Below are 20,480 nucleotides of genomic sequence, written 5' to 3' on the forward strand. Positions count from 1 at the left end.
ATCGCTGACTTCCCAACAACAACACCACCGGAGTGGCCGCCATGAAGACCGTTGCACAAGTGCTCAAATCCAAGGAACAGAAAAACCAGGCAGTCCATACCATCAAGTCACACCAGACAGTGATGGAGGCTCTGATTCTGATGGCGGCAAAAAACGTCGGTGCCTTGCCGGTCGTTGATGAAGGCAAGGTTATCGGCGTCATCAGCGAGCGTGATTACGCGCGCAAACTGATTCTCAAGGGTCGATCCTCTGCCACGACAGCGGTCAGCGAAATCATGAGCTCACCGGTAATTACCGTCGACATTCACCAAAGCGTCGAGAAGTGCATGAACATCATGACCGACAGTCACCTGCGCCACTTGCCGGTGGTGGAAGATGGGAAGTTGCTGGGCCTGCTGTCCATCGGCGACCTGGTCAAGGAAGCGATTGCCGAACAGGCCGACCTGATCAAGCAGCTGGAGCAGTACATTCGCGGCGAGTGACAGCCATAAGTACCTACAACAGCAACTGCCGTAGCAGTTGCCGAGCCCCAGCGAGGCTACGTTGGTCGCACCATCGCCATCAGTCGTCCTCGACGCTGCTGGTGGAACGCTTGGGATAGCGAAAGCACTCGACCCAGCCGCACAAAAAATGACGCTCAAGTCATAACTTCCTGCTTTCCCCTACCTCCGCAACGATTTATGTAGTGATCGAAAATAATCACTACATAATCGTTGACGTAACCTTTTTGTCCTTGCATGATTCAGTTGTCTCCCGGATCGGGAGCGTTGGTAACAAGCGTTTTGAACAAGCTCGTCTGACCGCCGAGCTGTTTTTCCCGGATGTGCACTGCCCACAAGGCAGATTGATGAAGCTGACTGGCCCGAAAGGATCGGTACAAGGAGCTAAAACGCTGCTTGTCTTCGTTATGAAAGCATTGCGTAGCAGTTCATCAGCAAGACTACATGCATCAGGTTCAAGACCCTGCCCGTATTCGGCAGCCCGTCGCTGACGCCCGGTTTTCGGAACCGGAGACAACTAAACAGTGTTAACGAATCAATTGAAGATCGCCAACTGGTCAAGGGGCTTACACATGAATCTGAACAACCAACCAACTATTAATGAATTGGCTGAGATGTTCGCAGCGCAGAAAGACACACTCGACGACCATATCCTGTGGATTGGTAAATCGGGTCAGGTCCATATTGACTGCCTGGCGCCCCATACCGTGGAAGAAGAGTTCGACAAGAATAACCGTGAGCTGGCAGCGCGCCTGAAGATGTACCGCCGTGGCCAGGGTTATGTCGGCAAGAAGGCTGCCGCCGATCGCGGCTTTATCGAACAGGTTTTCCATACGCTGAACAGCGAATGGCAGGCCCTGAAAGACAACTCGCAAGTTCGAGTAATCGATAAATACTGCTAATTGATAGCAACTAATAACTTAAGCCTGCTCGCTAAACCGAGCAGGCTTTTTTATTGCTGATTTTTATAACTGGGCCGGAAACCGTCCCTTCCCCGCCTCATCGCGAAAAATATCAAACAATGCCTGGGCTGCTGCCGAGAGTTCATGGCCGGGCTTGGTCAATACGCCAATGGGTCGTTCGATCACCGGATCGCGCAAGGTAATGCAATGGGCGCCCGCCTCCTGCATTTGCCGGGCACACAACGCCGGTACTGCGCTGACACCCAGGCCACTGGCGACCATTTTTCCCACCGTCGCCAGTTGATGACTTTCCAGCGCCACTGGCAATTTCATACCCAAGGCTCCCAGGTGTTCCTCCAGCATCACCCGTACCGTTGAAGGGCGTTGCAGGGTAATAAAGGGTTGCTCCAGCAGGCTTTTCCAGTCGATCTCGGCCATTTGCGTCAACGGTGAATCAGCGGGCACCACGGCGATAAAACGGTCCAGGTACAACGGGGTAAATCCCAGTGACGAGCTTTGTGGCGGTTCGAAGGCTACCCCCAGTTCCACTTGGCGATCACGGACCATTTCCAGCACCTGCTCGTTGATCACGTCATTGACCGTGACATTGACCTGGGGAAAACGCGCACGAAATATCTTCAGGATCGGCGGCAGCAGGTTGCCGGCAAATGACGGCATCGCCGCCACTGTCACCCGCCCACGCTGCAGGGTGAAACGCTGGCGCAGTTCGTCCTCGGCGTTATCCCAATCAGCAATCAAGCGCCGAGCCAGGGGCAACAGGGATTCACCTTCCGGGGTCAGCGCGACATTACGGGTATTGCGGCTGAACAGGCGCCCGCCCAGGCCCTCCTCCAGGCCTTTGATGGTCAGGCTCAGCGCCGACTGGGAAAGGTGCAGGCGCTCGCAGGCGGCAGCAAAACTCAAGCTCTGGGCCACGGCAAGAAAGGCCCGCATCTGTTTAACTGTCATGAGACTACTCCGGACCGTCGGCGACTATGCTGTTTTTTAAATCAATCAACCTTAAAAAACAACTTAACAAATCAATCCCACGGCGCAACACTCGGGGCATATGGCTGACCCACAAACAATAAAAGAGGTGCATATGGCAGGTTTCGATAAACGCGTGGCGTCCTATGAGGAAGCGCTGGCAGGTCTTGAAGACGGCATGACTGTACTCTCCGGCGGTTTCGGCCTGTGCGGCATCCCGGAAAACCTCATCGCCGAGATCAAGCGCAAAGGCACCCGCGACCTGACTGTGGTCTCCAACAACTGCGGCGTCGATGGTTTCGGCCTGGGCGTGCTGCTGGAAGGTAAGCAGATCAGCAAGGTCGTCGCCTCCTACGTCGGTGAAAATGCCCTGTTCGAGAAGCAACTGCTCAGCGGCGAAATCGAAGTAGTGCTCACCCCCCAAGGCACCCTGGCGGAAAAGCTGCGTGCAGGCGGCGCCGGCATCCCGGCCTTCTTCACTGCAACCGGCGTCGGCACCCCGGTTGCCGAAGGCAAGGAAATCCGCGAATTCAATGGTCGCCCTTACCTGATGGAAGAATCCATCACCGGCGACTTCGCCATCGTCAAAGGCTGGAAAGCCGACCACTTCGGTAACGTGATCTACCGCCACACGGCGCAGAACTTCAACCCGCTGGCCGCCACCGCCGGCAAGATCACCGTGGTCGAAGTCGAGGAAATCGTCGAACCGGGCGAGCTGGACCCGGCGCAGATCCACACCCCTGGCATCTACGTCGACAGGATCATTTGCGGCACCTTCGAGAAGCGCATCGAACAGCGCACCGTGCGCAAGTGACCTTTATCCAGCCCAAATAATAAGGAGACAAAACATGGCTCTTACCCGCGAACAAATGGCTCAACGCGTCGCCCGCGAAATGCAGGACGGTTTTTACGTGAACCTGGGCATCGGCATCCCGACCCTGGTGGCCAACTACATCCCCGAAGGCATGGAAGTGATGCTGCAGTCGGAAAACGGCCTGCTTGGCATGGGCGCGTTTCCTACTGAAGAAACCATCGATGCCGACATGATTAATGCTGGCAAACAAACCGTTACTGCCCGTATCGGCGCTTCGATTTTTTCCTCGGCCGAGTCCTTCGCGATGATTCGCGGTGGCCATATCGACCTGACGGTATTGGGCGCCTTTGAGGTCGACGTCGAAGGAAACATCGCCTCCTGGATGATCCCCGGCAAGCTGGTCAAGGGCATGGGCGGCGCCATGGACCTGGTGGCCGGTGCAGAAAACATCATCGTCACCATGACCCACGCCTCCAAGGACGGCGAGTCGAAACTGCTGAGCCGTTGCAGCCTGCCGCTGACCGGTGCCAATTGCATAAAGCGCGTGCTGACGGACCTGGCCTACCTGGAAATCGAAAATGGCGCATTTGTCCTCAAGGAACGCGCACCTGGCGTCAGCGTTGAAGAGATTGTCAGCAAGACCGCCGGTAAACTGATCGTCCCGGACCATGTTCCAGAAATGCAGTTCGCTGCGCAGTGAGGAAAGATTCCATGCAAGACGTCGTCATTGTTGCTGCCACACGCACCGCCGTGGGCAGTTTCCAGGGCTCGCTGGCCAACATCCCAGCGCCGGAACTGGGGGCTGCGGTGATCCGCCGCCTGCTGGAGCAGACCGGCCTGGATCCCGCGCTGGTGGATGAAGTGATCCTCGGCCAGGTGCTGACCGCAGGCAGCGGCCAGAACCCGGCGCGCCAGGCCTCGATCCTCGCCGGCCTGCCCCACGCCGTACCCGCGCTGACCTTGAACAAGGTCTGCGGCTCGGGCCTCAAGGCCCTGCATCTTGGCGCGCAAGCCATTCGCTGCGGTGACGCCGAGGTGATCATCGCTGGCGGCATGGAAAACATGAGCCTGGCGCCCTACGTCCTGCCAGCCGCCCGCACCGGCCTGCGCATGGGCCATGCCAAGATGATCGACAGCATGATCACCGACGGCCTGTGGGATGCGTTCAACGACTACCACATGGGCATCACCGCCGAGAACCTGGTAGACAAGTACGGCATCAGCCGTGAAGCCCAGGACGCTTTCGCCGCCGCCTCCCAGCAAAAAGCCACTGCCGCCATCGAGGCCGGGCGATTTGTTGATGAGATCACGCCGATCCTGATTCCCCAGCGCAAGGGCGACCCGGTTGCCTTCGCCGTGGACGAGCAGCCTCGCGCCGGCACCACCGCCGAATCCCTGGGCAAGCTCAAGCCGGCCTTCAAGAAAGACGGCAGCGTTACCGCTGGCAACTCCTCCAGCCTCAACGACGGCGCCGCTGCCGTGCTGCTGATGAGTGCCGACAAGGCCAAAACCCTCGGCTTGCCGGTGCTGGCGCGTATCGCCAGCTACGCCAATGCCGGCGTCGACCCGGCAATCATGGGCATTGGCCCGGTTTCGGCCACCCGCCGCTGCCTGGACAAGGCCGGCTGGCAGTTGAGCGACCTGGACCTGATCGAAGCCAACGAAGCCTTCGCCGCCCAGTCGCTGGCGGTGGGCAAAGAGCTGGAATGGGATACAGCGAAGGTCAACGTCAACGGCGGCGCGATTGCCATCGGCCACCCGATTGGTGCGTCAGGCTGCCGAGTGCTGGTGACCTTGCTACACGAAATGATCAAGCGTGATGCCAAGAAAGGTCTGGCGACCCTGTGCATCGGCGGTGGCCAAGGCGTAGCACTGGCCCTCGAACGCAGCTGATTCAAAGAGCACCATGGAACAGGCCCGGCTCCACGAAAAGCCGGGCCTTTTCTTTGCCTGGATTTACCCGGTACTTGCCACACGTCGCGTGCCCTGCGCTATTCACGTAGCTGTCGAGCTTTAGCGAGGCGGTGTCAGGAGCAACTCGGTACCTGCGGCACCGCAAACACCGCACTGGCCCGCACCACCACCTTCTCCCCTACCTGCAAGCTCACTGTGGCAAAAGCCATCTGCCGGCCGCGCTTGTGGTGCTCCAGTCGGACCTCGATCCACTCCCCCACCTGTACCGAACCCAGGTAGTCCAGGGTCATGCTGGCAGTGATCAGTGGCAATGGTGGCTCACTGGAAAACGCCATCGCGTAGCCCATGCCGACATCCGCCAGGGTTGCCAATACGCCGCCGTGGACGGTGCCGCGCCCGTTGGCGTGGCGGTTGGCGTGGCGGTTGTCGGCACGCAGGCCGAGTTCCAGTTGCAGGCCTTCGCCGCGACAGTACACCGGGCCCAACAAATCCAGAAGAGGGCTGCTGCGCGATAAGGGGATAAATCCTTCGGGGACAGTCATGGCAGGTTCGTCCTGGAGTGAGACTTGAGGTGTAACCCGGCCCATCCATCGAGACCAGCAAGATCAGCGCGACAAATCCCGGGCGATGCTTTGCGTTAATCCTGCAGACCCGCTTTAATCGCTCTCGACCTTATCTTGCACACTCAAAGGAACTGCAATGCGCCACCTGGAAGGCAGATTCACTGCGCTGATGTTGTTGACGGCCCTGGCCCTCACCGGCTGCTCACCCAAGGATCATTCTGAAGCCACGGTGATCAATGGCGAACAAGGCCGCGCAGGTGCGCAATTGGCCTATGAACATGAATTGAGCCTGTCCTTGCCCGTCGCCGTGCTGGTGCCGCGCATGCAGGCCACCCGCGAAGCCTGCGAATCGGCACGTTTCGGTGCCTGCAATATCCTGCGTATTGAAGAGAACAGCGACGGTGGCACGATTGTGCTGCGTATCGCCCCCACCGGGGTCGAGCCGATGGTGGCCATGGCCGCCGAAGGTGGGCAACGCGGGCAACGGATCACCAGCGCCGAGGACTTGGCCGATGCCGTAGCTAACAACCGCCGCGGTCAGGAACGCTTGCAGGCACAGCAACAGCGCCTTGATGCATTGGCTGCGCGCAAGGACATCACCGTGGGCGACCTGATTGCCTTGACCAAGGAGCAGGCGAACATCGAGAACGCGTTGCAGGAACTGGCCCAGGTTGCCGCCGGCCACCAGCGGCGGCTGGACACCAACCGCGTGACCCTGAACTTCCGGCCCTCCGATGGCACGCAACAACAGTCGCGCTTGAGCCGGATGTTCAGCAACCTTGGGGACAACCTGGTGGACGGCACCGCCGATGCCCTGGAACGGTCGAGCTACGTGCTGCCGTTCGTGATCCTGGCGTTCCCGGTGTTGTGGCTGTGGGTCTGGTTGTGGCGCAAGCTCGTGAAGCGCCGTCACTGAGCGTCGTCGTAGCAAGTTGGGCTGGGCCGTGTCAGCGCTTCATGCAGCGCTGATAGCGATCATCCACCCGCTTGGCAAACCAGGCCGTGGTCAGGTTGCGGGTGATCTTCGGGCTTTTCAGCACGATGCCCGGCAAAATCGCCCGAGGCAGCGGTTTGCCTTCGGCCTTCTCGGCCAGGGCAAACACTCGTTGATACAGGGTGGTGTCTTCGAAATCCAGTCGGTCACCCTGCTCCAACTGGCTGCGAATACTCGGGTTACGCATGTCCAGGGACTTGCCCAGTGAGCGCACCGCCAATTCCGTGGTGCCCGGCAGGATCGATCCATAGCGGATCAAATCCCCATCCAGTGCCAGACTCTTTCCCGAAGCGCGACTGACAGCCGCCTGGAACGCGGCGTTGCGGCTGGCATACCAACCGGCGTTGAAATCGGCGAAGCGGTACAGCGGCTGATCGTAGCTCACCGGGTAGTCCAGCAAGTGGGCAATGCCAAAATACATACCGCCGCGACGGGTGAACACTTCCCGGCGAATAGTGCCATCCACCGTGTAGGGATAACCCCGAGCCTGCTTCTCGGCGAAGCCAATGCTCACCTGCATCGGGCCTGCGGTATGCACCGGATTGAAACTGCCAAACAGCGTGCGCCCCAAGGGTACGACACTGATGAAATCATCAAAGATAGCGCTCAGGTCCTTTTCCGTGCGCGCGGCACTCAAGCGTTCGGCATAGGATTTGCCCGTCGGCGAGCGCAATTGCAGTGCACCACGCACCAGCACAGCGGGCACATGCACCTTGGCCGCACGCCGCAGAATTTCATCCTGGGCAATCTTGCCCATGCCCGGCACTGTCGGGTCGACCTGATAGGTGGACTCCTGTTCGGTCACCGCCAATACCGCGCAGATATTCTCGGTGCTGGGGTAGATTTTCTGGGTATCGAACGCGGTATAGATGTCCTGGGCCCAGCCAGCGCGGTCCGGGACTTTCGCCGGCAGCAACCGCACGATCTGCGCCTTGACCTCGGCTTCGCTGCGCTCAGGCTGTTGCGCGGTACGTTGGCTGGAGCAGCCGGCCAACACCAGCAATGTGGTCAAGCAGAGGATCAGGCGGTGGGAATACATGGGGCTTCCTTGGGCAGCGACAGTCCAGTCATGGCAGATATCGACAGGCAAGTTTAACGCGGGTTCGCCGACCGGCTTGAAGGATCTCTCTGTAGTCGCCATCGCCACCGGAACATGACAGGATCAGGCTCTCACCATTCCAACAAGGAGTTTGAATGCCATGCTCAGCCTGAACTTCCTCATTACCTGCCTGATTGTCGTGCTGATCCCCGGTACCGGCGTGATTTTCACTATTTCCACAGGCCTGACGGCTGGCAAGCGTGCCAGCATCTTCGCGGCGCTGGGCTGCACCGCTGGAATCGTCCCGCACCTCCTGGCATCGGTATTGGGGCTGTCCGCCCTGCTGCACACCAGTGCATTGGCATTCGAGGCGTTGAAGTTCGCCGGGGCGGCTTATCTGTTGTACCTGGCCTACGCGACGTGGCGCGATCGCTCGGCGTTTGCCATGAACGACACACCAACGGTTTCCAGCGCCCGCAGCCTGATGGTCAGAGGCTGCCTGCTGAATATCCTCAACCCGAAGCTGACCATTTTTTTCCTGGCATTCCTGCCGCAATTCGTCAGCCCAGGCAGCACCGCACCAGCCGTGCAAATGCTGATGTTGAGCAGTGTGTTCATGGCAATGACGTTTGCGGTGTTTGTGATTTATGGCCTGCTGGCCAATGTTTTCCGCCGTGGCGTGATCGAATCGCCACGGGTGCAGAATTGGCTGCGTCGCAGCTTTGCCGCAACGTTTGCAGGATTGGGGTTGAATCTGGCGTTTGCGCAGCGGTAAGGCTACTTCCTCTGTAGGTGCTGGCTTGCTCCTACAGAGGATTGGGGTTGGATCAGATCCCGGCCAACGCCAGATCCATCGCAAAGTAGGTAAAGATCAAATCCGCCCCGGCCCGCTTGATCGAGCCCAGGGTTTCCCGAACGATCCGCGCTTCATCAATGGCTCCAGCCTGGGCGCCGAACTTGATCATCGCGTATTCGCCGCTGACCTGATACGCCGCCACCGGCAAGCGCGAGGCTTCGCGGATGTCACGGATGATGTCCAGGTATGCGCCGGCCGGCTTGACCATCAGTGCGTCGGCGCCTTCCTGTTCGTCCAGCAGGGATTCGCGCACGGCTTCGCGGCGGTTCATCGGGTTCATCTGGTAGCTTTTACGATCGCCCTTGAGCGCGCTGCCGCCGGCTTCGCGGAACGGGCCGTAAAGCGCCGAGGCAAATTTGGTGGAATAGGCCATGATCGGGATATGGCTGAAACCAGCCTCATCCAAGGCCCGGCGAATGGCCTGGACCTGACCGTCCATGGCCGCCGAGGGCGCGATTACATCGGCACCGGCGCGGGCGGCGGCCACGGCTTGCTTGCCAAGGTTGACCAGGGTGCGGTCGTTGTCCACTTCACTGCCGTGCATCACGCCGCAGTGGCCGTGATCGGTGTATTCACAGAAGCAGGTATCGGACATGACGATCATTTCCGGCACCGCATCCTTGGCGATAGCGGACATGCGCGAGACCAGGCCGCGCTCGTTCCAGGTGTCGCTGCCGCTGGCGTCCAGGTGATGGGAAACGCCGAAGGTCATCACCGATTTGATCCCGGCACGGGCGTAACGCTCGATTTCGCCCGCCAGTTTCGATTCAGGGATGCGCATCACGCCGGGCATGCTGGTGATGGGCACGAAATCGTCGATTTCTTCTTCGACGAAAATCGGCAGCACCAAGTCGTTAAGGGTGAATTCGGTTTCCTGGAACAGGCTGCGCAACTCAGGGGAACGGCGCAGGCGACGGGGACGTGCTTCGGGGAACTGGCTGGACATTGGTTTTCCTACAATTTTCTACAAGAAGGGCCAACGCATGTGGCGAGGCAGATAGCTTAATAGGGCGAAAGCTTATGCCCGGTTTGACCGAAAACACAAACACCGCATCCATAACGGTGCCTTTGCGTTTGCGTAATAATGGCTTTTGCGACTATGCCCGGGACAAACAAAAGGCACGCTGGCGGCGAATAACCGTTAAAGGGTCAACCGCCCCTCAATACACACCGAGACCGCGCCACCAATCCATATCTCGTCGCCTTGCTGTTCCACGCGGATTCGCCCGGCGCGGCCCATGGCCGTGCCCTGGCTGACCACATAGCGGCTCGGCGCCAGGCCTTCACCCAACAGCCATTGGGCGACGCCGGCGTTGAGGCTGCCGGTTGCAGGGTCTTCCGGGGCGCCGTCGCCAGCAATGAAGGCGCGGACTTCGAACTGCGCTTCGTCGCCGTCCCGATCCGGGTTCCACGGGGCGATCACGCCTACCGCCAGCCCCTGCAGTTGCGAATAGTCCGGACGCAAGCCCAAAACCTCCTCACGATCAGCCAACATTACCGCCAGCCAGCCTGCACCGTTGTCAGCCCACTGGGTACGCACGATGGCACCCGGTTCAAGGCTCAAGGCCAGGCGAACACGCTCCACCAACTCGGCCTCGACCGGACCGGATCGCAACAGCGGTGGTGCAATAAACGCCAGTTCGTCACCTTGACGACGGATACGCACCAGGCCGATTTCGCACTCCTGGATGATCTCCTCACCCATAGGCTTGCCACCGGCACGCAGCCAAGCATGACAACTGCCCAGGGTTGGGTGCCCGGCGAAGGGCAATTCCTGCAGCGTGGTGAAAATTCGCACACGATAGTCGGCACGTGGGTCACGGGGTTTGAGCAGGAAGGTGGTTTCGCTGAGGTTGGTCCACTTGGCGAAGTCGGCCATCTGCTGGTCGCTGAGGCTGTCGGCGCCCAGCACCACGGCCAGTGGGTTGCCTTTGAGGGGCTGGGAACTGAAAACGTCTAGTTGCTTGAAATCGAAGGAAGGCATGGGGCTGCACTCAGATGGAGATTAGGCTGTTGGAATATTCAGGCCACGGATCACCGCCGGCCGCGCGACAAACCCGTCCAGCGCCCGCAGCACGTTAGGAAAGTCGGTGATCCCCACCAGGTCGCCTGACTCATAGAAACCAATCAGGTTGCGTATCCAGGGAAAGGTGGCGATATCGGCGATACTGTAGTGATCGCCCATGATCCAGGTGCGGCCCAACAGGCGCTTTTCCAGCACATCCAGCAGGCGCCTGGCTTCGGCGGCGTAACGGTCGCGGGGGCGCTTGTCTTCGTAGGCCTTGCCGGCGAATTTGTTGAAAAAACCGACCTGACCGAACATTGGGCCAATACCGGCCATCTGAAACATCAGCCATTGAAGCGTCTCGTAACGCGCCGCCGGGTCAGGGGGCAGGAACTTGCCGCCCTTCTCTGCCAGGTAGATCAGGATCGCACCGGACTCGAACAGCGCCAGCGGTTTACCACCTGGGCCATTGGGGTCAATGATCGCCGGGATCTTGTTATTGGGGTTCAAAGACAGGAACTCGGGCGAGAACTGGTCCTGAGTCTCGAAGCTGACCCGGTGTGGCTCGTACGCCAGGCCTAGCTCTTCCAGCATGATCGACACTTTGACCCCGTTGGGGGTCGGCAACGAGTACAGTTGCAGGCGCTCGGGATGTTGGGCTGGCCATTTGGCAGTGATCGGGAAGGCAGAAAGTGAATTCATCAGAGACCCCAAGGCAAGAAGTGCCAATGATAGTCATCTGGCGGGCAACCTGCACCGGTCTTCAATTCGCAACATCTACTGACTATTATCCCTTGGAACCGAACGAAAACGCGTGAGTACACTCTTAAGTGCGCTCAACCGACTGAAGGGAGACCCGCCGCCACACCGACACGAAACACCGCACGACGCTGGATGCGTCGTTGGGGCCTGGCTTGTCCGCCTTAATCCGACGCACTGAAGACTCGAACCATAATGAAGATCAAGCCTCTGTGCCTTGCCAAACGCCTTAAACGATATTCATACACCATGTTGCCGCTGCTACTGGTAGGCGGAGCGCTGGTGCTGACCCTGGAAGCCCGAGAAAGCCGTGCCCAGCAAGTGGACGGCGTGCAGACCCTGGTGTTCCTGCGCCACGGCGAAAAACCCGCCGGCGGCCTGGGCCAGCTCAATTGCCAGGGCCTCAACCGCGCCATGAACCTGGCCACCGTGCTGCCAGAAAAATTCGGCAACGCCAACTTTGTGTTCGCCGCCAACCCGACGCGCAATGTCGAGGAAGGCGAACTAGACAACTCCTACAGCTACATTCGCCCGCTGATGACCATCAGCCCCAGCGCCATCAAGCTCGGTTTGCCAGTGAACATCAAGTTCTCGGCCAACGACACCAGCGCCCTGGCCGATGAACTGGTGGAGGACAAGTACCACAACTCGATCATCTACACTGCCTGGTCCCACGGCTATCTGCCGGAGTTGATCAACAAGGTGGCGAGCGAAGCGGTCGGTGAAAAACACACCATCACCGATGACTGGTCCGGCAGCGATTTCGATACCCTGTATGTACTGACCCTGACCTGGCACAACGGCAAGGCCACCTTGCTCAGTCGCAACTACAAGCAGGGCCTGGATAATGGCCTGAAGACTTGCCCGGATGCTACGCAGGTCAGTGCTGATACCTGAATGCACTGAATCTGTGGCGAGCGGGCTTGCTTGCTCGCCACAAGAGCCACACGGAGTATGATGCGCCGCTATCGACTCATCTGCGGAATCCCAACATGTCCAACCTCACCTCTACCAGCCTCGCCCGGGGCTGGTCCTTCTGGTGGAAGCCTGCGCTTTTTCTGCTGGTGGCCTGTGTCGGCCTCTACTACGTAAAGTGGTCGCCCTACTACTTCAAGGCGTTTGTGGCTGCGGATAACCACAGCATTGGCGCCTCAATTCTCAACGACGAGCAAAGTGCACCACTGGCGGCAGCGCTGGCCTATGCCAAGGTGTATTTCCTGGCCATCTGGAAAGCTGCCGTCCTGGCCGTGATTCTCGGCTCGTTGCTGCAAGTGCTGATCCCCCGGGACTGGCTATTGCGTCTGTTCGGCCGTGCCGGGCTGGGTTCAACCCTGCGCGGTGGGCTATTCGCCTTGCCGGGGATGATGTGCAGTTGCTGCGCCGCACCGGTGGCCGCAGGCATGCGTCGGCAACAAGTGTCAGTGGGCGCCGCGCTGGCGTTCTGGATTGCCAACCCGGTACTTAACCCGGCAACGCTGGTGTTCATGGGCTTCGTGCTGGGTTGGGGGTTTACTGCCTTGCGACTGGTGGCGGGGATTGTGCTGGTGGTCGGTGTGTCCCTGGTGGCGCAGCGTATCGCCCGTCCTGATCAGGTACCCGAAGCGGCGCTGGACGCCGTGGCCGAAGTCAGCACCACCGACAACCAACCGTTCCTGACCCGCTGGCTGCGCACCTTGTGGCAGCTGTTCTGGAGCACTATTCCGGTCTATATCCTGGCGGTGTTGCTGCTGGGTGCGGCGCGGGTCTGGCTGTTTCCCCACGTCGACGGGGCGATGGCTGACAGCCTGTGGTGGCTGGTGCCTCTGGCGATTGTCGGCACGCTGTTCGTAATCCCCACGGCGGCGGAAATCCCTATCGTCCAGACCATGATGACCTTGGGGATGGGCACCGGCCCTGCAGTGGCCTTGCTGATGACCCTGCCGAGCGTGAGCCTGCCGTCGCTGTTGATGCTGCGCAAGGATTTCGATGCGCGAGTGCTGGTGACGGTGGCAGGGCTGACCATGCTCATGGGCGTGCTGTGTGGTTTGATCGGGGCCTTCATTCTCTAAACTGACCGAACAGCCCGCTCGCGCAAATACTCCAATACGGCCACCTGTTCCCCGGAGAACTCGATTCGTACGCCTTTGCTTTCACGTTGGAAGGCGTACATCGGGTCGTAATACTCTCGCAACAAGCCTTCGATCCAGCCCCGATGCAGGTCTACGGCACCGCTGCGCGCCTGTTCCGCCAGGGCGTCCTGCATGATCGCCTGCAACCGTTGAAACCGCTCGCCGCCCAAACGTTTATGGATGTTACCCAAGCTTTGGGTTAGACGCTCGGCAAATAGCCGGTAACCCGTTTCGCCAAATACCTCGATGAATTCAGCACACAAGTCGATCACATAATCGCGCAGGATTCGTTCGACCCGGCCTTCAACGCTGTCTTCCAGCCACACCAAGGGAAAGGCTTGCATACCTTTATGCAAGGTCAATGGCAGGGCACAACTGCCGATCATGCGGCTTTCGTCCTCTACCACGAACTGTTCGATACCAAGCGCACGTTTTTTCAGCAGGTCGACCGCCAGGCGATTCTCAAAATCGATGTTGGAGGGCTGCGTCGTGGCGCGCTTGCCAAAGCTGGAACCACGGTGATTGGCGTGGCCCTCAAGGTCCAGGGCATTGTTCAATTGGCCGAGCACTTCGGTTTTGCCGGTGCCGGTCATGCCGCCCAGCAAAACGAAATCACACTGGGTGGTGGCCTGCTCGACGGTGTCGAGCAGGAACGTGCGCATAGCCTTGTAGCCACCCCCGACCCGGGGATAATCGATTCCCGCCTCACTTTTCAACCATTGCTGGACGATCTGCGAGCGCAGCCCGCCGCGAAAGCAGTACAGATAACCGTCAGGGTTGGCGCGGGCGAACTGCGCCCACTGCTCGATACGTTCGGCCTTGATCGTCCCGGACACCAACTCATGCCCGAGCACAATCGCCGCCTGCTGGCCCTGCTGTTTGTAACAAGTGCCCACGCGCTGACGTTCATCGTCGTTCATCAGCGGCAGGTTGATCACCCCTGGGAACGCGCCCTTGACGAACTCTACCGGCGCACGGGTATCCATCATTGGCCGGTCGTTGAGAAAGATGTCGCGGTAATCGGTGATGTCGATGGGCATCAAAACACCTCTACCGCGTTGGTCTGTCGCTCAACCAGTTGACCAATCGGCTCCAGGTTCAAGCCCAACTCAGCCGCTACTGCCAGGAACTCGGCATCACCCTCGGGCGTAACCGCTACCAACAGGCCGCCACTGGTTTGCGGGTCGCACAACACACGCTTGTGCAATTCAGTCATGCGCCCCAGTTTGCTGGCGTAGCTGTCGAAGTTGCGCAAGGTACCGCCGGGCACGCAGCCCTGCTCCAGGTAGTACTCGACCCCTGGCAGGCGTGGGACTTTTTCATACTCGATGCGCGCGGTCACACCGCTGCCGTCGGCCATTTCCACCAGGTGGCCCAACAGGCCGAAACCGGTGACATCGGTCATTGCTGTGACGCCAGACAACTTGCCAAAACGGCTGCCAGGCTTATTGAGGGTGCACATCCAATCCCGCGCCAGGCCAATGTCGGTTTCCCGCAGTTTGCCCTTTTTTTCCGCCGTGGTGAGGATGCCGATGCCCAAGGGCTTGGTCAGGTACAACTGGCAGCCGGCGGTGGCGGTGTCGTTGCGCTTCATATGGCGCTTTTCCACTAGCCCGGTAACGGCAAGACCGAAGATCGGCTCCGGGGAGTCAATGGAGTGACCACCGGCCAGGGGAATGCCAGCAGCGTCACACACCGAGCGGCCACCGCGAATCACCTCACGGGCAATCTCCGGGGCCAGTACGTTGACCGGCCAGCCGAGAATGGCGATGGCCATCAATGGGTCGCCGCCCATGGCGTAGATATCGCTGATAGCGTTGGTGGCGGCGATGCGGCCGAAGTCGAAGGGATCATCGACAATCGGCATAAAGAAATCAGTGGTGGAGACCACGCCACGTTCGTCGTCGATGGCGTAAACCGCCGCGTCGTCGCGGGAGGCGTTGCCTACCCAGAGCTTGGGATCAAGGTTCTGCGCGCCGCTGCCGGCAAGAATCACTTCCAGTACTTGGGGGGAAATTTTGCAACCACAACCCGCACCGTGGCTGTACTGGGTCAGGCGAATCGGCTCGTTCATGGTTTACCTCCGGACATCAAGGTGACGGATTCTAACAGAGCCGTCCGGCAAACCTGTGTTCTTGGTGTCAGACAGCAAAAAGGCCAGCCGCGCTGATCAGAGCGCGGCCGGCCTTTGTTGTTTCAGCCCTTAGTGTTTTTCAGCAAGCCGTCTATGCCGGGTACGCCGTGCAATATTCAGGCACTCGATCACCGCCGAGAACGCCATGGCCGCGTAGACATAGCCTTTTGGCACATGAGCGCCGAAGCCTTCGGCAATCAGGGTCATGCCGATCATGATGAGGAAGCCCAGGGCCAGCATCACCACCGTCGGGTTGTCGTTGATGAACTTGGCCAAAGGTTCGGCCGCCACCAGCATTACGATTACCGAGACCACCACGGCAATGATCATGATCGGCAAGTGCTCGGTCATACCCACGGCGGTGACGATGCTGTCGATGGAGAACACCAGGTCCAGCAGCAGGATCTGGCCGATGGCCGAGGCAAAGCCCAGGGACACGCTCGGCGAATTGCTTCCAACCTTTTCCGGCTCAGGGTCCATGCTGTGGTGGATTTCGGTAGTCGCCTTCCACAGCAGGAACAGGCCACCGGCGATCAGGATCATGTCTTTCCAGGAGAACGCATTCCCCAGGATTTCAATGACTGGCTCAGTCAGCTGCACGATAAACGCGATGGTGCTCAACAGGCCCAGACGCAAAATCAGCGCCATGCTGATACCGATGCGCCGTGCCTTGGCCCGGTGTTGCACGGGCAATTTGTTGGTGAGAATCGAGATGAAGATCAGGTTGTCGATCCCCAGCACGATTTCCATGACGATCAAGGTCGCCAGGGCCACCCAGGCGGTAGGGCTCGCGGCCAGTTGTACAAGGTAGTCCATAGGTCAGTCCTGACTCGGTGTGCTGGGGTTAGGTTTCCTGCGAGGAGGCTTCACGCGTCTCGCTGTCGGATTGCTCTTCGGCGTTTTTCTCTTTGGGGCTGATCAACCCTTGGGTCGCCTCGCTCAACGCCTGCTCGGCCGCCTGATGAGTATCGTCGATGACTTGCTTGGCCGACTCGCTCGCTTTGCCCAGCAGTTGCTGCGCACTTTTTTCGGCCTGATCACAACCACTGATCATCACCAATGAAAGCGCAAGCAACGACGCTGCGCCCAGGGAATTGAGTTTCATGATGCGTTCCTCGTTAGAACCGTTGGACCCAAGCATTGAGCCCGCCATAGCGAGGCATTCTAAGGAAGCAAACAGTTCAGGAAAATTCGTATTTTTTCCGCTTATACTTCGGTTTACACGAACTAATAATTTCCCCTTGAAGGCGGCTCATGCTCAATTACCGACAATTGCACTACTTCTGGGTGGTCGCCAAGACCGGCAGCATCGTGCGCGCCTGTGAGCAATTGAACCTCACGCCGCAGACTATCAGTGGGCAAATCAGCCTGCTGGAGCAGACTTTCGGCGTGGCGCTGTTTCAGAGGGTGGGGCGCAAGTTGGAGTTGACTGAGGCCGGACGGCAGGCGCTGCCTTATGCCGAACAGATGTTCCAGATGGGCAATGAATTGGAGGCCATGCTGCGGGCCCAGCCCAATGAACAGCAAATTCTGTTTCGTGTCGGCGTCGCTGATGTGGTGCCCAAGTCGATCGTCTACCGGCTGATCGCGCCCATCATGGAATTGAGCGAGCCGATCCGCATTACCTGCCGCGAAGACAAACTCGAACGCTTACTGGCTGATCTGGCGATCCAGCGGCTGGACCTGGTGATCTCCGACAGCCCGATGCCCTCGCACCTGGATATCAAGGGCTACAGCCAAAAACTGGGGGAATGCGGCATCAGCTTCTTCGCCACCCAGGCATTGGCTGACCGGCATGGCGGCGAGTTCCCACAGTGCCTGCAGGGCGCCCCGCTGCTGATTCCGGGGGCGGAAACGGTGGTGCGTAGTCGTTTGTTACGCTGGTTTGCCGAGCAGCAGATCCAGCCACGGATTGTCGGTGAGTTTGACGACAGCGCCTTGATGCAGGCTTTCGGCCAATCCGGCAGCGGCATTTTCATCGCCCCCAGCGTCATCGCCGATGAGGTCAAGCGCCAGTACGGCGTGGCCCTGATCGGCCAGACCGACGCGGTGACTGAATCGTTCTACGCTATCTCGGTGGAGCGCAAGGTCAAGCACCCCGGCATCGTGGCGATTACCGAAGGTGCCCGGCGAGAGCTGTTTACCTCACTGCCCGACTAGACGCAGACTTCGCGGGTCTTGGCGGTCATCAGCCAAAACGCCAGGAGGATCGACAGCAGGATAAAACCGGAGGCGGCAAAGCCAAGGCTGCCCAGCCCTAGGGTATCGATCACCCGCCCACCGACCATCGCCCCCAGGCCAATGCCCAGGTTGGCACCGGCGATGTTCAGCGAAGCGGCAAACGCCGGCGCATGAGGTGCTACTTTCATCAGTCGTACATGGCTGACCAGGAACAGCGCCGCCTGGGTCACGCCCCAGATGCCCATCGCCGCCGCCAGGCCCAGGGTGGAATGGATAGCCGGCACCAGCGCCACCATACCGGTGATCATGAAACCGCAGAACACCATCGAAGCGATCAGCGGATGGCGGTCGACCATGCGTCCGCCCAATGAGTTGCCGATCAGGCCAACGGCGCCAAAGCCCATCAAGCACCAGCCCACCAGTGTGCCGTCGAAGCCGGCCAAACGCTCCAAAATGTCCGCCAGGTAGGTATAAACGGTGAACATGCCGCTAAAGACCAGAATCGACAGCAGAACGTGGCCTTGCATCAAAGGGCTGCGCAGGATTTTGAACTGCGAGCGCAAGGTCACCGCTTCTTTCTTCACCGTGGTGGCAGGCAGGTAGATAAACAGCAACAAGGCCTTGGCAGCCGCCACCACGGCCAGAATGCCAAAGGCTGTGCGCCAGCCAAACATATCAGAGATCAACGTGCCCACAGGAATGCCGAACACCGTGGCACAGACGATGCCGAAGCCGATCTTGGCAATGGCCCGGCCCGCGTACTCCGGCCCGACGATGTCCACGGCGGTTTCACTGGCCAGGGCCCAGAACACGGGTAGCCCAAGCGCCGGAATTAGCCGCGCCACGGACATGACCCAGATATTGGGCGCCAGGGCCGCCAGGGTATTGGCCAGGCTGAACATGATCAGGATCGTGATAAACAGGCGCTTGCGCTCAAAGCGGGCGAAATAGGCGGTAAGGAACGGGCCGAAGGCCGCCACGGTGAAGGCGAACAGGGTCACCAGCAAACCGGCCTGGGACACGCTGACATCCAGGTCGCGGGCGATGGAAGGCAGCAGGCCGACGATGACGAACTCCGTGGTCAGCACGGTAAAACCGGCTGCCGAGAGCAGCAGGATGGGCAACAGCATGAATAACTCCAGAAACAGCGACGCCAACGACAGCCCGAGGGCCCGCTGACAGGTATGGAATAAAAAGGATGTTGAATGTTAACAGAGTGTGTCGAGCTTGGGGGCCGGTAAGGTTGAATGGTCTGATCTCTGAGCGACCTAATGCCGCACGCTGGGCGGGGCACGCCCTACAGCATGTTAGACTTCGTCGATTGCACCAGGCGCATTCGGCTACCGTGTGCCCTCATCAAAACTTTCCAGCGTTTTACTCTCTGGCAGCCTGCCCGGCTTCTGCTGCCTTGGTTGCACGCACCGCCGCATACCCTAAAAAAACTAGAGACGCCCTTATGACTGCTGTCCCGCCCCTCTTTCGTCGACTCATGCGCGTCAGCCTGGTCACGCAAATTATCATCGGCCTGGTGGCCGGTATTCTGCTGGCTCTACTTTTGCCCAGCGTCGCCCAATCCACGGGCTTTATCGGCAAAGTGTTTGTCTCGGCCCTCAAGGCAGTCGCACCGATCCTGGTATTTGTACTGGTCATGGCCTCAATCGCCAACCACAAGCACGGCCAGGAAACCCATATTCGGCCGATCCTGTTCCTGTATCTGCTGGGCACCTTTGCCGCTGCCGCCGTTGCGGTGATTGCCAGTACGCTATTCCCTTCCCCCCTGGTGCTCGTGACCCACGATGTGGCCGTGAGCGCCCCCGGCGGCATCGGCGAAGTGCTGCAAAGCCTGTTACTCAGTGTGGTGGACAACCCTGTCAGCGCGCTGATGAACGCCAACTTCATCGGTATCCTGGCCTGGGCCATCGGCATGGGCGTCGCTATCCGCCATGCCGGCGAAACCACGCGCACCGTGCTGAATGACCTGTCCAACGGGGTCACGTTGATCGTACGCATGGTGATTCGCTTTGCGCCGCTTGGGATCTTCGGCCTGGTGGCCTCGACACTGGCCACCTCCGGTTTCGGCGCGCTGCTGGGCTACGCGCACCTGCTGCTGGTGCTGATCGGTTGCATGCTGTTCGTAGCGTTGGTGGTCAACCCGGCCATTGTCTTCTGGAAACTGCGCCGCAACCCTTACCCGCTGGTGCTGATGTGCCTGCGGGAAAGTGGCATCACGGCGTTTTTCACCCGCAGCTCAGCGGCCAATATTCCGGTCAACCTGGCGTTGAGCAAGCGCATGGGACTGCATGAGGACACCTATTCAGTGTCGATCCCACTGGGGGCAACCATCAACATGGCCGGCGCCGCCATTACCATTACCGTATTGACCCTTGCCGCCGTGCATACCCTGGGCATTGCCGTCGACTTGCCGACCGCCATACTGCTCAGCGTAGTGGCAGCGGTCTGTGCCTGTGGTGCGTCGGGCGTTGCCGGTGGTTCACTGTTGCTAATCCCCCTGGCGTGCAGCCTGTTCGGCATTCCCAGTGAAATCGCCATGCAAGTGGTCGCCGTGGGCTTCATCATTGGCGTGCTGCAGGACTCGGCGGAAACCGCACTGAACTCATCTACCGACGTGCTGTTCACTGCCGCTGCATGCCTGGGCCAGGATGCAAAAACTGCGGCATAAACCGTCAGCTACAAAAAAGCCCAGGCCAACTCACTGCGAGCTGG

Annotated in this window: 23 protein-coding genes; 12 read left to right on the top strand and 11 right to left on the bottom strand. The window is 59.5% G+C overall.

Going from position 1 to position 20,480, the window contains the following annotated elements:
• The first annotated feature begins 41 nt into the window (after positions 1–41).
• The 3 genes from ACZRKZ_RS08945 (at position 42) to ACZRKZ_RS08955 (ending at position 1,402) form a co-directional block, all read left to right on the top strand.
• The gene (locus ACZRKZ_RS08945; protein ID WP_463969363.1) at positions 42–482 is read left to right on the top strand and encodes a CBS domain-containing protein; all 441 of its coding nucleotides are present in this window, start codon (positions 42–44) and stop codon (positions 480–482) included.
• 203 nt (positions 483–685) lie between these two features.
• A complete protein-coding gene (locus ACZRKZ_RS08950) occupies positions 686–991 on the top strand; it encodes a hypothetical protein (RefSeq protein ID WP_463981395.1) in 306 nt (101 codons plus the stop codon).
• An 81-nt stretch (positions 992–1,072) separates the two neighbouring features.
• Positions 1,073–1,402 (top strand): hypothetical protein, encoded by a 330-nt coding sequence (locus ACZRKZ_RS08955; protein WP_463969361.1) that lies wholly within the window; start codon positions 1,073–1,075, stop codon positions 1,400–1,402.
• Positions 1,403–1,465: 63 nt separating this feature from the next.
• On the opposite strand, the gene ACZRKZ_RS08960 is transcribed toward ACZRKZ_RS08955, so the two are convergent.
• Positions 1,466–2,371, bottom strand: a complete 906-nt coding sequence (locus ACZRKZ_RS08960) for a LysR substrate-binding domain-containing protein (protein ID WP_133100410.1) — start codon at positions 2,369–2,371, stop codon at positions 1,466–1,468.
• A gap of 133 nt (positions 2,372–2,504) precedes the next feature.
• Here ACZRKZ_RS08960 and ACZRKZ_RS08965 point away from each other — a divergent pair, with 133 nt between their 5' ends.
• Genes ACZRKZ_RS08965 through ACZRKZ_RS08975 form a run of 3 tightly spaced genes read left to right on the top strand, consistent with a single transcriptional unit; the run spans position 2,505 to position 5,096 of the window.
• On the top strand, positions 2,505–3,203 hold the full coding sequence (locus ACZRKZ_RS08965; protein ID WP_463969360.1) for a CoA transferase subunit A: 699 nt from the start codon (positions 2,505–2,507) through the stop codon (positions 3,201–3,203).
• Positions 3,204–3,237: 34 nt separating this feature from the next.
• Positions 3,238–3,903 carry a CoA transferase subunit B gene (locus tag ACZRKZ_RS08970; protein WP_133100412.1) on the top strand — a complete coding sequence of 222 codons (666 nt, stop codon included), beginning with the start codon at positions 3,238–3,240 and terminating at the stop codon, positions 3,901–3,903.
• Positions 3,904–3,914: 11 nt separating this feature from the next.
• Entirely contained in the window at positions 3,915–5,096 is a 1,182-nt protein-coding gene (locus ACZRKZ_RS08975; protein ID WP_463969359.1) for an acetyl-CoA C-acetyltransferase, read from the top strand.
• A 134-nt stretch (positions 5,097–5,230) separates the two neighbouring features.
• On the opposite strand, the gene ACZRKZ_RS08980 is transcribed toward ACZRKZ_RS08975, so the two are convergent.
• Positions 5,231–5,659, bottom strand: a complete 429-nt coding sequence (locus ACZRKZ_RS08980) for a PaaI family thioesterase (protein WP_463981396.1) — start codon at positions 5,657–5,659, stop codon at positions 5,231–5,233.
• Between the two features lie 157 nt (positions 5,660–5,816).
• Here ACZRKZ_RS08980 and ACZRKZ_RS08985 point away from each other — a divergent pair, with 157 nt between their 5' ends.
• Positions 5,817–6,596 carry a DUF4349 domain-containing protein gene (locus ACZRKZ_RS08985; RefSeq protein WP_463969357.1) on the top strand — a complete coding sequence of 260 codons (780 nt, stop codon included), beginning with the start codon at positions 5,817–5,819 and terminating at the stop codon, positions 6,594–6,596.
• A gap of 31 nt (positions 6,597–6,627) precedes the next feature.
• Here ACZRKZ_RS08985 and ACZRKZ_RS08990 read toward each other — a convergent pair whose 3' ends face one another.
• On the bottom strand, positions 6,628–7,713 hold the full coding sequence (locus ACZRKZ_RS08990) for a DUF1615 domain-containing protein (protein WP_463981397.1): 1,086 nt from the start codon (positions 7,711–7,713) through the stop codon (positions 6,628–6,630).
• A gap of 160 nt (positions 7,714–7,873) precedes the next feature.
• On the opposite strand from ACZRKZ_RS08990, the gene ACZRKZ_RS08995 reads away from it, so the two are divergent.
• A complete protein-coding gene (locus ACZRKZ_RS08995) occupies positions 7,874–8,488 on the top strand; it encodes a LysE family translocator (protein WP_463969355.1) in 615 nt (204 codons plus the stop codon).
• A gap of 52 nt (positions 8,489–8,540) precedes the next feature.
• Here ACZRKZ_RS08995 and hemB read toward each other — a convergent pair whose 3' ends face one another.
• From hemB to ACZRKZ_RS09010, 3 genes are all read right to left on the bottom strand, one after another.
• Positions 8,541–9,515, bottom strand: coding sequence for a porphobilinogen synthase (hemB, locus tag ACZRKZ_RS09000; protein ID WP_149413104.1), 975 nt, complete (start codon positions 9,513–9,515; stop codon positions 8,541–8,543).
• A gap of 195 nt (positions 9,516–9,710) precedes the next feature.
• Positions 9,711–10,553 carry a PhzF family phenazine biosynthesis protein gene (locus ACZRKZ_RS09005; protein WP_463969354.1) on the bottom strand — a complete coding sequence of 281 codons (843 nt, stop codon included), beginning with the start codon at positions 10,551–10,553 and terminating at the stop codon, positions 9,711–9,713.
• A gap of 21 nt (positions 10,554–10,574) precedes the next feature.
• Positions 10,575–11,276: a glutathione S-transferase N-terminal domain-containing protein gene (locus ACZRKZ_RS09010; RefSeq protein ID WP_463981398.1), complete on the bottom strand. Its 702-nt coding sequence runs from the start codon at positions 11,274–11,276 to the stop codon at positions 10,575–10,577.
• Between the two features lie 252 nt (positions 11,277–11,528).
• Between ACZRKZ_RS09010 and ACZRKZ_RS09015 the strand changes: the two genes are divergently transcribed.
• Together ACZRKZ_RS09015 and ACZRKZ_RS09020 are read left to right on the top strand one after the other, a co-directional pair.
• Positions 11,529–12,230 carry a histidine phosphatase family protein gene (locus ACZRKZ_RS09015; RefSeq protein ID WP_463969353.1) on the top strand — a complete coding sequence of 234 codons (702 nt, stop codon included), beginning with the start codon at positions 11,529–11,531 and terminating at the stop codon, positions 12,228–12,230.
• A gap of 95 nt (positions 12,231–12,325) precedes the next feature.
• Positions 12,326–13,381, top strand: a complete 1,056-nt coding sequence (locus ACZRKZ_RS09020) for a permease (protein WP_463969352.1) — start codon at positions 12,326–12,328, stop codon at positions 13,379–13,381.
• On the opposite strand, the gene mnmH is transcribed toward ACZRKZ_RS09020, so the two are convergent.
• The 4 genes from mnmH to ACZRKZ_RS09040 form a co-directional block, all read right to left on the bottom strand.
• Positions 13,378–14,481: a tRNA 2-selenouridine(34) synthase MnmH gene (mnmH, locus tag ACZRKZ_RS09025; RefSeq protein WP_463981399.1), complete on the bottom strand. Its 1,104-nt coding sequence runs from the start codon at positions 14,479–14,481 to the stop codon at positions 13,378–13,380. The two genes, ACZRKZ_RS09020 and mnmH, sit on opposite strands and share 4 nt — an antisense overlap.
• Positions 14,481–15,515, bottom strand: coding sequence for a selenide, water dikinase SelD (selD, locus tag ACZRKZ_RS09030; protein WP_463969350.1), 1,035 nt, complete (start codon positions 15,513–15,515; stop codon positions 14,481–14,483). The genes mnmH and selD overlap by 1 nt, the downstream gene beginning before the upstream one ends.
• A 129-nt stretch (positions 15,516–15,644) precedes the next feature.
• Positions 15,645–16,391, bottom strand: a complete 747-nt coding sequence (locus ACZRKZ_RS09035; RefSeq protein WP_149413111.1) for a TerC family protein — start codon at positions 16,389–16,391, stop codon at positions 15,645–15,647.
• Between the two features lie 28 nt (positions 16,392–16,419).
• Entirely contained in the window at positions 16,420–16,680 is a 261-nt protein-coding gene (locus ACZRKZ_RS09040) for a hypothetical protein (RefSeq protein WP_149413112.1), read from the bottom strand.
• Between the two features lie 149 nt (positions 16,681–16,829).
• Between ACZRKZ_RS09040 and nhaR the strand changes: the two genes are divergently transcribed.
• Complete coding sequence (gene nhaR, locus ACZRKZ_RS09045; protein ID WP_463981400.1) at positions 16,830–17,735, top strand: transcriptional activator NhaR; 906 nt, start codon at positions 16,830–16,832, stop codon at positions 17,733–17,735.
• On the opposite strand, the gene ACZRKZ_RS09050 is transcribed toward nhaR, so the two are convergent.
• On the bottom strand, positions 17,732–18,886 hold the full coding sequence (locus ACZRKZ_RS09050) for an MFS transporter (RefSeq protein ID WP_463969347.1): 1,155 nt from the start codon (positions 18,884–18,886) through the stop codon (positions 17,732–17,734). The genes nhaR and ACZRKZ_RS09050 overlap by 4 nt on opposite strands.
• A gap of 326 nt (positions 18,887–19,212) precedes the next feature.
• Between ACZRKZ_RS09050 and sstT the strand changes: the two genes are divergently transcribed.
• Positions 19,213–20,436 carry a serine/threonine transporter SstT gene (gene sstT, locus ACZRKZ_RS09055; protein WP_463981401.1) on the top strand — a complete coding sequence of 408 codons (1,224 nt, stop codon included), beginning with the start codon at positions 19,213–19,215 and terminating at the stop codon, positions 20,434–20,436.
• Positions 20,437–20,480 lie beyond the last annotated feature (44 nt).

This window comes from Pseudomonas sp. c313 (genome assembly GCF_055407145.1).

Excerpts from the sequence above, each read along its gene's own strand:
- ACZRKZ_RS08945 (WP_463969363.1), top strand. The coding sequence starts at position 42 with ATGAAGACCGTTGCACAAGTGCTCAAATCCAAGGAACAGAAAAACCAG.
- ACZRKZ_RS08955 (WP_463969361.1), top strand. The coding sequence starts at position 1,073 with ATGAATCTGAACAACCAACCAACTATTAATGAATTGGCTGAGATGTTC.
- ACZRKZ_RS08960 (WP_133100410.1), bottom strand. The coding sequence starts at position 2,371 with ATGACAGTTAAACAGATGCGGGCCTTTCTTGCCGTGGCCCAGAGCTTG.
- ACZRKZ_RS08965 (WP_463969360.1), top strand. The coding sequence starts at position 2,505 with ATGGCAGGTTTCGATAAACGCGTGGCGTCCTATGAGGAAGCGCTGGCA.
- ACZRKZ_RS08970 (WP_133100412.1), top strand. The coding sequence starts at position 3,238 with ATGGCTCTTACCCGCGAACAAATGGCTCAACGCGTCGCCCGCGAAATG.
- ACZRKZ_RS08975 (WP_463969359.1), top strand. The coding sequence starts at position 3,915 with ATGCAAGACGTCGTCATTGTTGCTGCCACACGCACCGCCGTGGGCAGT.
- ACZRKZ_RS08980 (WP_463981396.1), bottom strand. The coding sequence starts at position 5,659 with ATGACTGTCCCCGAAGGATTTATCCCCTTATCGCGCAGCAGCCCTCTT.
- ACZRKZ_RS08985 (WP_463969357.1), top strand. The coding sequence starts at position 5,817 with ATGCGCCACCTGGAAGGCAGATTCACTGCGCTGATGTTGTTGACGGCC.
- ACZRKZ_RS08990 (WP_463981397.1), bottom strand. The coding sequence starts at position 7,713 with ATGTATTCCCACCGCCTGATCCTCTGCTTGACCACATTGCTGGTGTTG.
- ACZRKZ_RS08995 (WP_463969355.1), top strand. The coding sequence starts at position 7,874 with ATGCTCAGCCTGAACTTCCTCATTACCTGCCTGATTGTCGTGCTGATC.
- hemB (WP_149413104.1), bottom strand. The coding sequence starts at position 9,515 with ATGTCCAGCCAGTTCCCCGAAGCACGTCCCCGTCGCCTGCGCCGTTCC.
- ACZRKZ_RS09005 (WP_463969354.1), bottom strand. The coding sequence starts at position 10,553 with ATGCCTTCCTTCGATTTCAAGCAACTAGACGTTTTCAGTTCCCAGCCC.
- ACZRKZ_RS09010 (WP_463981398.1), bottom strand. The coding sequence starts at position 11,276 with ATGAATTCACTTTCTGCCTTCCCGATCACTGCCAAATGGCCAGCCCAA.
- ACZRKZ_RS09015 (WP_463969353.1), top strand. The coding sequence starts at position 11,529 with ATGAAGATCAAGCCTCTGTGCCTTGCCAAACGCCTTAAACGATATTCA.
- ACZRKZ_RS09020 (WP_463969352.1), top strand. The coding sequence starts at position 12,326 with ATGTCCAACCTCACCTCTACCAGCCTCGCCCGGGGCTGGTCCTTCTGG.
- mnmH (WP_463981399.1), bottom strand. The coding sequence starts at position 14,481 with ATGCCCATCGACATCACCGATTACCGCGACATCTTTCTCAACGACCGG.
- selD (WP_463969350.1), bottom strand. The coding sequence starts at position 15,515 with ATGAACGAGCCGATTCGCCTGACCCAGTACAGCCACGGTGCGGGTTGT.
- ACZRKZ_RS09035 (WP_149413111.1), bottom strand. The coding sequence starts at position 16,391 with ATGGACTACCTTGTACAACTGGCCGCGAGCCCTACCGCCTGGGTGGCC.
- ACZRKZ_RS09040 (WP_149413112.1), bottom strand. The coding sequence starts at position 16,680 with ATGAAACTCAATTCCCTGGGCGCAGCGTCGTTGCTTGCGCTTTCATTG.
- nhaR (WP_463981400.1), top strand. The coding sequence starts at position 16,830 with ATGCTCAATTACCGACAATTGCACTACTTCTGGGTGGTCGCCAAGACC.
- ACZRKZ_RS09050 (WP_463969347.1), bottom strand. The coding sequence starts at position 18,886 with ATGCTGTTGCCCATCCTGCTGCTCTCGGCAGCCGGTTTTACCGTGCTG.
- sstT (WP_463981401.1), top strand. The coding sequence starts at position 19,213 with ATGACTGCTGTCCCGCCCCTCTTTCGTCGACTCATGCGCGTCAGCCTG.